This window comes from Acinetobacter sp. 1130196, assembly GCF_000588095.1.
Lineage (GTDB): Bacteria > Pseudomonadota > Gammaproteobacteria > Pseudomonadales > Moraxellaceae > Acinetobacter > Acinetobacter nosocomialis.
The window spans coordinates 1-14,846 of record NZ_JFWX01000065.1; the positions used below are offsets into that span (position 1 = coordinate 1).

Below are 14,846 nucleotides of genomic sequence, written 5' to 3' on the forward strand. Positions count from 1 at the left end.
CTTACATTCATTGTTTGATCCAAATCAGGAAATGTCTTTAAACGCTTTGCTATTTGCTGAGGAGACCATAAACAACGGATCGCTTCAACAATAAATTTCCAGAGGATTGAATCGATTTTGAGTTTTCTGTGACCACGTCTACGTCTAGCGAAGGTGTTATCAGAAGCATATCGAGCTTGATAAACGTCATTGATGCTATTTCTTTTAAGCTCACGATAGATCGTACTAGGATGTCTTTTAATGAGTTCAGCAAATTTTCTGGCTGAAAAGCCTTCTTTTCTTGACTCAAGCATTAATGCAGTACGATCTTCAAAGTTAAGATGATGGTATGACAATTTTATATACTCCATAAACCCTTTAAATTAATTAGGTGGTTTATGTCGCACTTCAAGTTTTACTCTGCCCTCCATAAACCCTTTAAATTAATTAGGTGGTTTATGTCGCACTTCAAGTTTTACTCTGCCTTGTTTATACTTTTGATTGTCTTTTTAAATAATATTTTTGATAAGCTAAAATATAAAAAATTATCGCAATTTAAATAATGGATCAAAAGTATAAAATAAATCTTAAGCTCATTTATTTTATACTTTAATTTAGATTTTCTAACTAATTTATTATTGCTAAATAAAGTTAACTTTAATTTGTCGTATTTAATCGAGATTCTTATCAAGATGAAACACTTTATTGAGCTGGTCAATAAATCTTTTAACACCTACAGATTCTGTATTTTTACGATAACTGACAAATAAATCTAAAGAAGGTAAATCCACATCTAAAGGGCGAACTACTGTATTTGATACACCTAGAGGTGCAACATAGGCTGGTAAAATCGTACAACCTAGACCTGACCCAATCGAATTAATATTGAGTAAAATACTATCGGCCTTTTGTACGATATTCAGATCAATACCATGAGTTTTAGTAAATTCTAAAATAGTATTGTGCAACGTATTCGATTGTTCGGCGGCAGGAATAATAAAATCTATACCGTGTAAAGCTTTTACAGGAATGCGTTCATATTTAGCCAAAGGATGGTTTCTAGGTAATAAAAAAATTAATGGTTCTGTTAAAACAAATTGGCTTTGGATTTCATCGGTTTCGGTATTATCACGTGTGAAGGTGATGTCGAGTTCACCTCTTTTTAATGCTTTGAGTTGTTCTGTATTATTTAAGCTTGATAGTTCAATGGTCAGGTCAGGATGCTGTAATCGTAGATTTGGAAGTACGTACGGGAAAATTTTCATTTCTGCAATGGGGACAAAACCAATACGTAATAATTGTTGTTTGGCCTTTGAGACTTGACGTGCCATCGCTACAGCTTTATCTGCTTGAGCAAGTGTTAAACGGGCATGTTCTAAAAATACTTCACCTTCTTCAGTTAACTCGACTTTACGTTTTGTACGGTTTAAAAGTCGTACACCGACATCTTCTTCTAAATCTTTAATTTGTTGGCTAAGGGAGGGTTGAGCAGTATAGAGTTTTAGAGCGGCCTTACTAAAATTTAATTCTTCAGCAACAGTGATGAAATATCGAAGATGGCGTAATTCCATAAGACTAATCCAAAAAATGTCTTACTATGATTTAAGTAAAGTATAAAGCATAAAACTATATAGCGTGAAGATGCTTTAGATATTTATAAAATAAATGAAAATTTATAAATCATTATTAAATTAATATGAAATTTTTCTTAATTATTAATTTATAAAATATATTAATTGCCGATTATTAACTGTTTTTTTAAATTTTCATAGGAAATTTTAATTTCTTTTTTAAAAATCACTTAAAGTTTTCTCATATTATGAAAAAATCTATTATTAATGCAGAGATTTAGGTGTTGATTTTTTTAACGAAAAATTTTGGAAAGTATTTTTATAGTAAATGTATCACTCTTATATTGCTCTATTTTTTTAGTTTATCAAGCATCGATAAAAGTTGATAAAATTAAGCAATTTAAAAGATTTATTGAATAACTAAGATAAAAGTAGGCAGAGTAAAACTTGAAGTGCGACATAAACCACCTAATTAATTTAAAGGGTTTATGGAGTATATAAAATTGTCATACCATCATCTTAACTTTGAAGATCGTACTGCATTAATGCTTGAGTCAAGAAAAGAAGGCTTTTCAGCCAGAAAATTTGCTGAACTTATTAAAAGACATCCTAGTACGATCTATCGTGAGCTTAAAAGAAATAGCATCAATGACGTTTATCAAGCTCGATATGCTTCTGATAACACTTTTGCTAGACGTAGACGTGGTCACAGAAAACTCAAAATCGATTCAATCCTCTGGAAATTTATTGTTGAAGCGATCCGTTGTTTATGGTCTCCTCAGCAAATAGCAAAGCGTTTAAAGACATTTCCTGATTTGGATCAAACAATGAATGTAAGCCATACAACGATTTATTCAACGATACGAGCATTACCCAAGGGTGAGTTGAAAAAAGACTTATTATCCTGTCTACGTCATGAAAATAAAAAGCGAAAAGCTAACGGTGAACCTAAAAAAGATTCTATATTACAGGATATTAAAACTATTCATGAGCGCCCAGCCGAAGTTCAAGAAAGAAAAATACCGGGTCATTGGGAAGCTGATTTAATTAAAGGTAAAGACAATAAAAGTTCGATAGCAACACTTATTGAACGAAATACACGGCTCTGTATCTTGGCAACATTACCTGATGCAAAGGCAGAATCAGTGCGCAAGGCTTTAACTGAAGCTCTGAAATATTTACCTGCAGAACTGCGTAAAACGTTGACCTATGACCGTGGACGCGAGATGGCAGAACATAAAATACTTGAAGAAGATTTAGGCATAGATGTATATTTCTGTGACCCACATTCACCCTGGCAAAAAGGCACATGCGAAAATATGAATGGTTTAATTAGGCAATATTTACCTAAAGGGATTGATTTAAATCAGGCAGATCAGCATTATTTAAATCAAGTTGCCATGTCACTGAATACTCGTCCTAGAAAAGCGTTAGATTGGCTTACACCATTAGAGAAATTTGCTCAGCTTGTTGATTATCATAAGACTTTTCAAACTGTCGCACCTCATGTTTGAATTCGCCCAATATATAAAACTTAATGTTAAATTAACCAAATAGTAAAAAAAATAGTTTTTACGGCATAAGGAGAGTCGAGTAAATGTTGGGACTATTAAAGCATTTGGGGCGTAGCGTAAAAAACCGACCTCACTTCTTTATTGCTTTATTCGTTGGCGTTATTGCCGGAATTCTATTGACTTGGTTCACCTCATGGAAATGGTCTACTATTTTATTAGTAAGCTGGAATGGGTCGATTGGCTTATATTTATTGAATGTTTTCAAACTTATGAAAAATGCTGATCACTCTCAAATGCAGCAGCAAGCTAAAAAACAAGATGAAAGCAAATGGGTCATTATGCTGATTGTTTTACTTGCAATTTCTATGTGTCTAGTTGCTATATTAGTACAGCTGTCTCAGCTTCCTTCTGACCATTATGCAAAATTAGGACATGTTGCTTTAGCTTTACTTACCATTGTTTCAGCATGGCTTTTTATGCACACCGTTTTCGCCTTGCACTATGCACATGACTTTTACATGGCTTTATCCAGAAATGAAGAAAGTGGTGGATTAGATTTTCCAGGGACCAAAAATCCAACATATCCTGATTTCTTATATTTTAGTTATATTATTGGTACTTCAGCACAAACAGCTGATGTATCGGTTACCACTAGGCATATGCGTTTGCTAAACTTATTTCATTTCGTTTTGGCATTTGGCTTTAACACGACTATTTTAGCAATTTGTATTAACGTCGCTGCGGGTTTTATTAGCAATTAAAGCTTTTGATTAAAAAACAAAAAGCCACCTTAAAAGGTGGCTCGAAGTAGCATAGGTTTACAATAATCCGCCCATACTGCTTTGTTTTAACTCTTCACGTTGTTTGATCGTTTCAACATAACGTGTAATGGTAGGGTGTGATTCAATCGTGTTCATTTTCAACTGCCATAACAACATCGCGCCCACGCTGACATCTGCTGCCGTAAACTGTTCACCACATAAGTATGGATTAGCCTCACTCAGCCCTTGAATCAAAGCTTGGTAAGCATCGTTGTAATCACCATAACTCACAAACATTTTTTGCTCAGGAGATACTTTTATTCCTAGAGCTTTATCAACGCCAGCAGCTTCCCAAGGACCTGCCATCATAAATAACCAACGATAGTACAAACCACGCTTTGGATCATTCAAGGCTGGTGCCAAGCCTTTGTCACTAAACTTGTCCGCAAGATATGCGCAAATTGCCCCTAACTCATAAATAACAACATCGCCATCTACCAATACAGGTACTTTTCCGAAAGGATTAATTTTTAAATATTCTGGTGACTTCATCTCGGTTCGGTATGCAACTTCAATACGTTCACATTCAACACCAAGCTCGACTAAAAGCCAGTCAATCACTACACCACGCGATTCTTTGTTAGTATAAAGTTTAAGGCTCATTTTTATGGCTCCTTGTTTATCGTGGTTCTAGTCTACAAATATCTTTTGTCAGTTTTTGTCAGTAGTCTGCGATTCTTGTGCCCACCACTGCTGGAAGAGTTGCTGCTTAAATGATGGATATAATTCTTGGGTTAAACTTAAGTGTTGAATACGATCCATTCTAAAATGTCGAAAGTCCTGCCTTAGTTCACACCATGCGGCCAACACAATTTTGTCATTAAAGTATCCCAAGGCAAAAGGCCACAAGGTTCGAACGCTACTTCGTTGTTGTTCATCATGATAATGCATTGTAATTTTGACTTGCTGCCGAATGGCTAAACGTACTTGTTCAACCTGATTTTTATCTACAGGCAGCCATGTGTTAAATGCTCTTAAGGTTGTTTGCTGTAATAAATATTGGCGATGTTCAGGCAGCACAGAATTTAATTTAGCTAAGATTGATGTAGAAGCCGATTGTAAAGATTGATCGGGTACACTCTTCAACCAATACAACGCCAGAAAAATAGCTTCAACTTCATTTTCATTGAGCGTCATTGGTGGCAATACTATGTCTTCTTTAAGCTGAAATCCTAAACCCGCTGATGCATCGATTCTCACACCTTGGGCTCGTAGACTATCAATATCGCGGTAAATACTACGAACACTAATTCCCATACGCTCAGCCAAGACTTGTGCAGTCACTGGATAACGGGATTCACGAAGTTGCTGTAAAAGATTTAATAAACGAATAGAACGGCTCATTTTTCTCGTCTTATTGTTATTGGACATACAATAAGAGGGAATAAATTCCCCCTTCTTATATCATTCTAAATTACGCTACATCTGCATTAGAGAGCTTTGCATACTCTCTTAAAAAGTTGTGCAGTTCAGGTACATCTTTAGCAATCGTTAAAGGCTGGAACTGTTGTAGAACTTCGATTGAATGCACACCATAGCCAACACCAATACGTGGCATACCTAAACGCTGTGCCATCTCAAGATCATAGCTACTATCACCAATCATTATGGCACGCTCGATGCTTACCCCTGTTACATTCAAAATTTCCTGCAACATGAGTGGATCTGGTTTTGAACGGGTTTCATTGGCTGCTCGAGTAACATCAAACAGATGAGTACTTTGAGTTTTTGCAATCACACGGTCTAACCCACGGCGGTTTTTACCTGTTGCTACCGCAAGTTTTAAACCTTGAGCTTTTAAGTCATGAAGTAACTCAGAAATACCTTCGAACCATGCATCATTTGTCGAGTTGGCAATATAGTGATCGCCATATGCTTTTAAAATCGATTCATGTAGCTCTGGTGTTTCCGGAAATAAAGTTTGCATCACTTCCGGTAAACCTAAACCGATAATACTTTTTGCGGCTTCATCCGTTAGCGTTAACTCATGCTGCTCGGCCGCATGCTGTAAACTTGCCACAATCTGACCAACAGAATTATATAAAGTACCATCCCAGTCAAAAATCACTAATTCGGTTTTCAGACTCATTTTGCTACTCTCAAAGCCTCTAATAACTGGGTCATGTCTTCTGGTAACGGTGCTTCAATCGTTGGATAACCCGGAATATCTAAACGCATGGCATGCAAACACAAACGGCGTGCTTCAGGCCCCGCATAAGCAGTGTTGTGACCATATTTATCGTCACCCAGCAAAGGATGTCCAATACTTAAACCATGTACACGAATTTGATGGGTACGACCTGATAAAGGCGAAGCATGAACCAGTGTGGCATTTTTAAAGCGCTCTGCAACCACCCATTCGGTTTTACTTGGCTTACCTTCTTTAGATACACGTACGCGACGCTCGCCATTTGCTAACTCATAGCGAAATAGAGGAGCATCAATGAGTTGTTTATCAAGACTTACCTGACCTTTTACAATAGCGGCATAGGTCTTACGAATTTTGTGTTCACGCAACATATCTTGTAGCAACTTTAAAGTGCTACGCTTTTTACTAATCATGACCAGACCAGAAGTGTCACGGTCAATACGATGAATCAGTTCTAAATATTTTTTACCTGTTGCCGCGCGTAGTGCCTCAATCAAACCATACGCCACGCCACTACCGCCATGTACGGCAATACCTGAAGGTTTATTTACAACTAATAGGCCTTCATCTTCGTAAACCACACGGCTTAATAAACCTTGAGCTACACTGTCGCTTACAGGAACAGCAGTTTCATCTTTTTGTTCATAGCGAATAGGCGCAACGCGAATCTGGTCCCCAATTGTAAGTTTGGTCTCGGCTTTAATACGTTTTTTATTCACGCGAACCTGACCTTCACGAATCAAACGATAAATTCGACTCTTTGGTACACCCTTCAAACGTGAAAACAGGAAATTATCGATTCGTTGTCCTGCTTGATGCTCATCCACCTCAAACCAAGTGACACTTTGCCATTGCTGTGTAGAATTCATACTAATATTTAAACCTGAAATTTTACGAAATTTGATTAATAAATGACCGATTAGCTTAGTTTTTTCACAAGAAATCTAAGCTTAGCCCATAGGCAGATGCTGCAAGGTTTGATATAGTCAGCGCACGGATACCACCGTAAGTGAACATCTAAAGGGAAATTTCCCTGATTGAAACCTCAATCAAAATGATGCTTTCATCACCAGCTCGGACAGGTCCTAAAGAATTATGCCGACGCCGAAGGCTTATTATATCGGCAAAATGACAAACTGTTGCGTTTAATTCAGTTTGTTCAAAAAAATATGTTACCAACTCTAGTTGGTTATGGAACGTAAACTGATACACATCAGACAAATCGATCCTTAATGTTGCCTTCAGGCTAAAGCGTTGATGCATTGGAACTGCCGAAAGCACCGATACGATGAGCATTCCGTATCAAACTTCCAATAAAGAAGTCACTTCGCGCCCAATGACAGTGAAAGTCATTAACCAATGCACCGCTCCCCCGCCAGTGAAGCAAAAGGGAATTCCGATTTAAAGGTTGAAGCAGTATTGCCTACATCACAGACGAGAATCGAAGCTAAGGCTAAATGTAGCCGGTAACAGATGACTCAGACCACAAGTATTTTGAGATCTGGGAAATGATCCGTCATGTTCGATGTTCGTTCAGAACCTTTAAGTTTGTTTGGTTTGTTTGTGTGAGTCACTATTAGGTGTCACACCCATGAAACGTATGTTGATTAATGCAACTCATGCCGAAGAAGTTCGCGTTGCACTTATCACTGGTAATCGTCTTTACGATTTTGATTTAGAGAATCGTACCCGAGAACAGAAAAAATCCAATATCTATAAAGGCCATGTCACCCGCGTAGAACCTTCATTAGAAGCTGTTTTTGTTGAATACGGCGCAGGTCGTCAAGGCTTCTTATCTATGCGTGAAATTGCGAACAGCTATTTTCAGGCAGACCCACGTCAAACTTCAAACATTCGTGAACTTATTACTGAAGGCACAGAGCTTTTAGTTCAGGTTGAAAAAGAAGAACGTGGTAATAAAGGTGCAGCCCTTTCTACTTTTATTTCTCTTGCAGGCCGTTATTTGGTTCTTATGCCAAACAACCCGAAAGGTGGTGGTATTAGCCGTCAAATTTCAGGTTCAGTGCGTGAAGAGTTAAAAGAAATTTTAGCGTCTTTAAATGTACCTCGTGGTATGAGCGTTATTGTACGTACCGCTGGTATTGGCCGTACTCAAGAAGAATTACAACTCGACTTACAACACTTGCTTGACCTTTGGGCACAAATTCAAAGTACAGCAAGCTCAGGCCCTTCTCCGATGCTTGTTCATCAGGAAGCTGGCGTTGTAACACGTGCGATTCGTGATTACTTACGTGATGACGTTGCTGAAATCTTAATTGATAGTGAACAGGCTTATAACGAAGCATATAACTTTGTTAAAGCAGTAATGCCACGTCAATTAGACAAATTAAAAACTTATACTTTAAACGAGCCATTATTCGCTCATTTTGGTATTGAAAGCCAAATTCAAACTGCTTACGAACGTGAAGTAAAACTTCCTTCTGGCGGTTCAATCGTAATTGACCAGACTGAAGCTTTAGTTTCAATCGACATTAACTCTGCGAAATCAACTCGCGGACATGACGTTGAAGAAACTGCACTGAATACAAACCTTGAAGCAGCAGAAGAAATTGCTCGTCAACTTCGTCTTCGTGACATTGGCGGTTTAGTTGTGATCGACTTCATCGATATGACTAAAGAACGCAATCAACGTATGGTTGAAGCAAAACTTCGTGAAGCAACCCAAAGCGATCGTGCCCGTATTCAGTTCGGTCAGTTGTCTCGTTTTGGCTTAATGGAAATGAGCCGTCAACGCTTACGTCCATCGCTTGAAGAAGCAACAGGTTATGTATGCCCTCGCTGTCATGGTACAGGCATGGTTCGTGACTTACGTTCACTTTCTCTTTCAATCATGCGTAAAGTTGAAGAGATTGCTCTTCGTGAACGTCATGGTGAAGTTCAGGTTGAAGTTCCAGTTGAAATTGCAGCCTTCTTGCTTAATGAAAAACGCCATAGTTTGGTGTATTTAGAGCAAACTTCTGGTGTACGTGTAACTGTATTACCTCACCCGCACTTAGAAACTCCACATTACGAAATTGCTTATAACCCAGATGGTTTTGCTCCATCTAGCTATGAACGTACTGAAGCAACTCGCTCTAGTGAGAAAGAGTTAGGTTATGAGTCTTCTGAATGGCATTTAGAAGAAGCAGATCATGCTCATGTAACAGCTCCTGCTTCAAAAAATGGTTCTGCTCAGAAAAAGACAAGCCATACAACTCAACCTGTAGTACAGCAACCTGCAGCTCAAAAAGCAGCAAGCCCTTGTGCATGGTTAGAAAACTTATTTGTTCAAAAACAAGCGCAAACTGTTGATCAATCTCGTTCAGCACAAAACGCTGCTGCTGCGATTGAGCAAATGGTAAATACGGGTGCTGTTAGCCGTGGTCAGTTCGGTCAAGTAGCCGTACCGGCTGTTGCAGAAGTTGCGCCAGTTCAAACAAATAACGCTTATATTTCACAGTCACCTGTGAAACAAGAAGTTCGTGAACATGTTGAAAAAGATGATAAATCTCAGCAACAACGTCAGAACAACAAAAAGCGTAAACATAAAGAGCAACGTGAGCAGCATCACCAATCTCATGAACAGCAACATCAAGTGCATGAAGAAGTGGTTCAGTTGTCACGCCAAGAGCAACGTGAGTTAAAACGTCAGCAAAAACGTCAACAACAGCAAGATCAGCAACATCAAAATAATGATGTACAACAAACTGAAAATGTTGTTCCACGTCGTGATCGCAATAATCAACAGCGTCCGAACCGTCCAAATCGCCACCGCGATCCAAGCGTATTAAATGAAAATCAAAATACGCCGGCACCAGTTGTTGTTGATGAAAAACAAGTTAAAGTTGATGTGATTGATGCACCTAAGCATGATGTCATGAACACTGCTTTAATTATTAATGTTGATCAAGGTCAAAGCGAGATTGTGGCGCTTACACCTGAACGCCAAGTTGAGCGTGTTGAGCCTACTCCTGCTGAAGTTGCTCCAGAGTCAACACCAGCTCCTGTTGCAGAAGAGAAAGCAGTTGTTGCTGAAGCAAAAAATGAAGCTCAGCCAACTGAACAAGCTGCTCAGCCACAAATCCAACGTGCTAGCAATGACCCACGTATGCGTCGTCGTCAGCAACGTGAGGCTAAACAAGCCAAAGCTGCTGCGCCATCTATTGCGCCATCGCAAATACCAACTTTGGCACAACACACGATTGGTAGCTTAATTCGTCATGTATATGGCGAAGACTGTACCGTATTGATTGAACAATTTGGTTTAGTACCAACGTTTAATCGTGCATTGCAAAAGTTTGCAGAACAGTATGCAAGTACTTTAGTGGTTGAAGTAACTTCTGAAACAGAAGAGAAAAAGCCTGTAACTCGTGATGCAGAACTTCCAAGCCATAAACCGGCTGAAGAAGCAGAACCAGCACCAGTACTTCCACTTACTCCATCGCAAGCACCGACTCCACGTGTTGCAAATGACCCGCGTGAACGTCGCCGTTTAGCAAAATTAGCTGCGGAGCAAGCATTTGAGCAAGTGAAACAACAACATTCTGCTCAAGAAGAAGTTGTAACTCCTGCTCCTGTAGCAGAAGAAACTGTTGCTACTGCACCAGCTGAAACACAAGCTACTGCTGAACCAGAACAGCAACCGCTTGAACTTAATCAGTCAACTGAAGTTGCACAGCCTGAAGCTGCTCCTGTAGAAGAAAAAACTACAGAAACAGTAGCTGAAGCTCCTGTAGCAAAAGAACCTGCGCCATCAAAAGCAACAAGCAAAGCGAAAGTAGCTCCTGAAGAAACAGCGGCTCCGACTGAAGCGGCAGCTGATGCTGAAACAGAAGACGCTAAAGCCGACAAGGATAAACCAAGTCGTCCTCGCCGTCCTCGTGGCCGTCCGCCAAAAAAAGCTAATCCTGTAGCTGAGTAAGCCATTTGCTCAATTGCAGCTAATTTAAACAAACCTAGTCATTTCGATGACTAGGTTTTTTTTGTTATTTTTAACCAATTAGGTTGATTGCACTAGAAGAAAAGTTTTAAAAGCATGGTGAACCATGAAAACTATTGGACTTTTTGCCCCACAACCTTTTTTGGATTGATCGAAAAATAAATAGGATTGATATGAGCCAGACAACACAGACCGATATCATTACGCTTGGTGATGTTGCCACAAGACTTCCTAGCTTCATTCCCAAAGTACCCCATATCCTAAATGGTCTTAGACAGGCTTATTTAAGAACATCACATACTCCAACAGGTTTGGGTATTGCTTTTGAAAAAGCTGTTAAGCGAAATCCTAAAGGCGCGGCATTATTATTTGAAGATCAAAGTTATTCTTATGAAGCTTTAAATGAATGGGCAAACCAGATTTCCCATTACTATCTCTCCTTGGGAGCGCATAAGGGTGACGTCATTGCTGTAATGATTGAAAACCGCTCTGAGCTAATCGCAACAATTATTGGTTTAGCCAAGATTGGAGTCACGATTGCGCTTGTGAATACATCACAAGTCGGTAAGGTTCTTGCTCATAGCATCAATCTGGTAAAGCCAATTGCTGTTATTGCGGGTGAAGAAGTTCGTGCTGCTATTGACGAAATTCGTCAGGATTTAAATGTTCCTAAAGATCGTTTCCACTGGTTCGCAGATCAGGCAACCCGTCAAAATTCGGGTACAGCACCTCAAGGTTATATCAATCTAGCTGACCAAATTGATCAATTTCCAAAATTTAACCCATCCACTACCCATTCTGTGACTGGTAATGATGGCCTGTTTTATATTTACACCTCTGGTACAACAGGTTTACCAAAGGCAGTTATTTTCAAACACAGTCGCTGGACATTAGCGTATGGTACTTATGGCCATATCTTAAACTTAGGACCAGATGACGTTATGTACGTAACCTTACCGCTTTACCATGCAACAGGTGTGGTGGTTTGCTGGTGTGGTGTAATTGCTGGAAGTGCAACCCTTGCAATTCGTCGTAAATATTCGACTAGCGCATTCTGGAAAGACGTTCAAAAATTTAATGCATCTGCTATTGGTTATGTCGGTGAACTTTGTCGCTACTTAATGGATGCTCCTGTTACGGAACTTGACCGTAACCATCGTGTCACAAAAATGATCGGTAACGGCATGCGCCCAAATATCTGGGACAAGTTCAAACAACGTTTCGGTGTTAAAGAAGTGCTTGAGCTTTATGCATCGAGCGAAGGTAACGTTGGATTTAGCAACATTTTCAACTTTGACAACACAGTTGGCTTCTCTCCTACACCATATGCCATTGTTCAGTTCGATAAAGAAAAAAATGAACCAATCCGCGATAAAAACGGCTGGTGCCAAAAAGTAAAAGCAGGTGAAGTTGGCCTACTCATTGGGAAAATTACTAGCCGTTCTCCATTTGATGGTTACACCGACCCTGAAAAGAACAAGTCTGTGATCTGGAAAGATGTTTTCAAAAAAGGTGACTCTTATTTCAACACCGGTGATTTAGTTCGTGACATCGGTTTCCGACATGCACAGTTTGTGGACCGTCTAGGCGACACTTTCCGCTGGAAAGGTGAAAACGTATCGACCACTGAAGTGGAAAACATGGTATGTGAATACGAAAAAATCGCTGAAGCTGTTGTTTATGGTGTAGAAATTCCAAATACCAATGGCCGTGCTGGTATGGCAGCCATCACGCTGGCAGATGGCGAAGAGCTAAATGATGCAGATTTAACCGAAATGGTATCTGTATTTAAGAAGTGTTTGCCTGCTTATGCTGTACCGGTGTTTTTACGTGTACAAAAAAAGGTCGAAACAACAGGTACTTTTAAATATCAGAAGAATAAACTGAAAGAAGATGCGTTTAATCCGAGCAAAACTTCTGAACGTTTACTCGCTTTATTGCCTGGTGCAAGCAGTTACTGTGACATCACAACTGAAATTTTTGACAACATTCAGGCATATAAATACCGTTTTTAGTTCATTTTTTAGCTAAACAAGAGGAAATCGTGCTTTTTATAGGCAATCATGCAAATGTTTTTAAATTTCCTCTTGTGTTAGTTGAATAACTTGCTAAAATACGCGACATCAAAACGATACGGGTCGTTAGCTCAGTTGGTAGAGCAGCGGACTTTTAATCCGTTGGTCCCGCGTTCGAGTCGCGGACGACCCACCACTTATCTGTTTTGAACCTATTTGGGTCGTTAGCTCAGTTGGTAGAGCAGCGGACTTTTAATCCGTTGGTCCCGCGTTCGAGTCGCGGACGACCCACCACTTATCTGTTTTGAACCTATTTGGGTCGTTAGCTCAGTTGGTAGAGCAGCGGACTTTTAATCCGTTGGTCCCGCGTTCGAGTCGCGGACGACCCACCAAATTCTAAAAAGCCTCTCACAATTTGAGAGGCTTTTTTTATTGTTATCTTATTTTCTTTTTATGACTAAAAGATGACGATACATTTTCGATTTAAAACCTCTCCCACCCAATTCATAAAAACTTCTAATCGTTTCGGAATATAAGTCCTGTTGGGATACAAAATATTAAGTGGAAGTGACGGTGCACTATAAGCACTCAGGACCTCAACCAAGATTCCCTGCTCAATTTTATCTTGAACATCATAGTAAGGAACTTGAATAATCCCTAAACCTGCACAGGCCGCAGCACTATAAGCTTCCGTATTATTTACACTTAAAGCACTATTCATCATCACGCTTCCTCCTTGATATACAAACTCACCCTGCTTTTCACCTACGGCTCCCGCATAGTTAATTAGTTTGTGCTGAGATAGATCTTCTAATTGTTCAGGCATACCGTACTGTTCTAAATAGCCTCTACTTGCACAATTCACCATGACCAAATGGCCAATAAATCTTGCAATTAAACTACTGCTATCTAGTTCACCTACCCGAACAACACAGTCAATTCCCTTTTCAATTAAGTCAGTCATGTCATCAGAACTATGAAGCTGCAAATGTATATCTGGATAGCGATGATAAAAATCTGACAGTTCAGGAATAATTACTTGATGCACAATCCGACTGGGCATCGAAATTTTTAATGTACCTCGGTAATGCTGTTTTTGGGTCTGAATGAGTTGTTCTAATTGTTCATAGTCCAATAAAAGATTTTGGCATTCTGGCAATATTCGCTGTCCATCTTGCGTAAGACTGACTTTACGTGTAGTTCGATGAAATAAGCGTACGCCATAGTGAGTCTCAAGCTGTTGAATAGCACTCGTTACTGTTGAGCGCGGTAAATCGAGTCGATGTGCAACCTCACTAAAGCTTTGTCGTTTAGCGACTTCTGTAAAAATAAAAAATTGCTGTAAACGATCCATTTAATTGTTCGTTTTTTCTGAATAGTTAAACCAAACTAACACAATTGATCAAAAATTACCGCCAATCTAGACTAAAAATACATTAAAACAAGTCATCATAGGAACAATCATCATGACAACTCATAGCCTCAAAGATAAAGTTGTATTGATTACTGGCGGTGCTAAAAACCTCGGCGGACTCATTAGCCGAAAATTTGCAGAACAAGGAGCAAAACTCGCAATTCACTATAATAGTTCAGAAACTCAAGTAGATGCCGAGCAAACACTCGCAGACGTAAAAGCCTTGGGTGCAGATGCAATTCTAATTCAGTCAGATCTAACAGATATCGATAACATCGAGAAGCTATTCTTAGACACTAAGCAGCATTTTGGTGGAATAGATATTGCGATTAATACAGTTGGAAAGGTCTTAAAGAAGTCATTTTTAGAAACGACAGAACAAGAGTTTGATAGCATGAGTGATATCAACTCAAAAATTGCCTATTTCTTTATTCAATCGGCGGG

General features: G+C 39.2%; 12 protein-coding genes and 3 tRNA genes. 8 read left to right on the forward strand and 7 right to left on the reverse strand.

Annotated elements, in window-relative coordinates; all coding sequences use genetic code 11:
- Nucleotides 1–293 (reverse strand): helix-turn-helix domain-containing protein (locus tag J671_RS23215; RefSeq protein ID WP_264665482.1); only part of this gene is annotated, 293 nt, incomplete at its 3' end.
- A 357-nt stretch (nt 294–650) separates the two neighbouring features.
- Nucleotides 651–1,550, reverse strand: a complete 900-nt coding sequence (hcaR, locus tag J671_RS23220) for a DNA-binding transcriptional regulator HcaR (protein WP_002053339.1) — start codon at nt 1,548–1,550, stop codon at nt 651–653.
- A 545-nt stretch (nt 1,551–2,095) separates the two neighbouring features.
- Here hcaR and J671_RS23225 point away from each other — a divergent pair.
- Both J671_RS23225 and J671_RS23230 read left to right on the forward strand, forming a co-directional pair.
- Nucleotides 2,096–3,064, forward strand: coding sequence for an IS30 family transposase (locus tag J671_RS23225; protein WP_014538385.1), 969 nt, complete (start codon nt 2,096–2,098; stop codon nt 3,062–3,064).
- 83 nt (nt 3,065–3,147) lie between these two features.
- Entirely contained in the window at nt 3,148–3,825 is a 678-nt protein-coding gene (locus J671_RS23230) for a DUF1345 domain-containing protein (RefSeq protein WP_004710735.1), read from the forward strand.
- Between the two features lie 57 nt (nt 3,826–3,882).
- Here J671_RS23230 and J671_RS23235 read toward each other — a convergent pair whose 3' ends face one another.
- The 4 genes from J671_RS23235 to J671_RS23250 form a co-directional block, all read right to left on the reverse strand.
- Nucleotides 3,883–4,488 (reverse strand): glutathione S-transferase family protein, encoded by a 606-nt coding sequence (locus J671_RS23235; protein ID WP_031983639.1) that lies wholly within the window; start codon nt 4,486–4,488, stop codon nt 3,883–3,885.
- A gap of 48 nt (nt 4,489–4,536) precedes the next feature.
- Nucleotides 4,537–5,229: a helix-turn-helix transcriptional regulator gene (locus tag J671_RS23240; protein ID WP_004883440.1), complete on the reverse strand. Its 693-nt coding sequence runs from the start codon at nt 5,227–5,229 to the stop codon at nt 4,537–4,539.
- 70 nt (nt 5,230–5,299) lie between these two features.
- Nucleotides 5,300–5,974, reverse strand: coding sequence for an HAD-IA family hydrolase (locus tag J671_RS23245; protein ID WP_031983642.1), 675 nt, complete (start codon nt 5,972–5,974; stop codon nt 5,300–5,302).
- The gene (locus tag J671_RS23250; protein WP_016803649.1) at nt 5,971–6,903 is read right to left on the reverse strand and encodes an RluA family pseudouridine synthase; all 933 of its coding nucleotides are present in this window, start codon (nt 6,901–6,903) and stop codon (nt 5,971–5,973) included. The genes J671_RS23245 and J671_RS23250 overlap by 4 nt, the downstream gene beginning before the upstream one ends.
- 722 nt (nt 6,904–7,625) lie before the next feature.
- Here J671_RS23250 and J671_RS23255 point away from each other — a divergent pair.
- The 5 genes from J671_RS23255 (at nt 7,626) to J671_RS23275 (ending at nt 13,380) form a co-directional block, all read left to right on the forward strand.
- Nucleotides 7,626–10,955 (forward strand): Rne/Rng family ribonuclease, encoded by a 3,330-nt coding sequence (locus J671_RS23255; protein ID WP_006580488.1) that lies wholly within the window; start codon nt 7,626–7,628, stop codon nt 10,953–10,955.
- A gap of 191 nt (nt 10,956–11,146) precedes the next feature.
- Nucleotides 11,147–12,988 carry a long-chain-acyl-CoA synthetase gene (locus J671_RS23260; protein WP_031983643.1) on the forward strand — a complete coding sequence of 614 codons (1,842 nt, stop codon included), beginning with the start codon at nt 11,147–11,149 and terminating at the stop codon, nt 12,986–12,988.
- 120 nt (nt 12,989–13,108) lie between these two features.
- Nucleotides 13,109–13,184: transfer RNA gene (locus J671_RS23265), tRNA-Lys, on the forward strand.
- Nucleotides 13,185–13,206: 22 nt separating this feature from the next.
- Nucleotides 13,207–13,282: transfer RNA gene (locus J671_RS23270), tRNA-Lys, on the forward strand.
- A gap of 22 nt (nt 13,283–13,304) precedes the next feature.
- Nucleotides 13,305–13,380: transfer RNA gene (locus J671_RS23275), tRNA-Lys, on the forward strand.
- Between the two features lie 65 nt (nt 13,381–13,445).
- Here J671_RS23275 and J671_RS23280 read toward each other — a convergent pair.
- A complete protein-coding gene (locus tag J671_RS23280; RefSeq protein ID WP_031983645.1) occupies nt 13,446–14,342 on the reverse strand; it encodes a LysR family transcriptional regulator in 897 nt (298 codons plus the stop codon).
- 112 nt (nt 14,343–14,454) lie between these two features.
- Between J671_RS23280 and J671_RS23285 the strand changes: the two genes are divergently transcribed.
- On the forward strand, nt 14,455–14,846 hold a 392-nt coding region (locus tag J671_RS23285; RefSeq protein WP_031983647.1), incomplete at its 3' end, for an SDR family NAD(P)-dependent oxidoreductase.

Excerpts from the sequence above, each read along its gene's own strand:
- hcaR (WP_002053339.1), bottom strand. The coding sequence starts at position 1,550 with ATGGAATTACGCCATCTTCGATATTTCATCACTGTTGCTGAAGAATTA.
- J671_RS23225 (WP_014538385.1), top strand. The coding sequence starts at position 2,096 with ATGCTTGAGTCAAGAAAAGAAGGCTTTTCAGCCAGAAAATTTGCTGAA.
- J671_RS23230 (WP_004710735.1), top strand. The coding sequence starts at position 3,148 with ATGTTGGGACTATTAAAGCATTTGGGGCGTAGCGTAAAAAACCGACCT.
- J671_RS23235 (WP_031983639.1), bottom strand. The coding sequence starts at position 4,488 with ATGAGCCTTAAACTTTATACTAACAAAGAATCGCGTGGTGTAGTGATT.
- J671_RS23240 (WP_004883440.1), bottom strand. The coding sequence starts at position 5,229 with ATGAGCCGTTCTATTCGTTTATTAAATCTTTTACAGCAACTTCGTGAA.
- J671_RS23245 (WP_031983642.1), bottom strand. The coding sequence starts at position 5,974 with ATGAGTCTGAAAACCGAATTAGTGATTTTTGACTGGGATGGTACTTTA.
- J671_RS23250 (WP_016803649.1), bottom strand. The coding sequence starts at position 6,903 with ATGAATTCTACACAGCAATGGCAAAGTGTCACTTGGTTTGAGGTGGAT.
- J671_RS23255 (WP_006580488.1), top strand. The coding sequence starts at position 7,626 with ATGAAACGTATGTTGATTAATGCAACTCATGCCGAAGAAGTTCGCGTT.
- J671_RS23260 (WP_031983643.1), top strand. The coding sequence starts at position 11,147 with ATGAGCCAGACAACACAGACCGATATCATTACGCTTGGTGATGTTGCC.
- J671_RS23280 (WP_031983645.1), bottom strand. The coding sequence starts at position 14,342 with ATGGATCGTTTACAGCAATTTTTTATTTTTACAGAAGTCGCTAAACGA.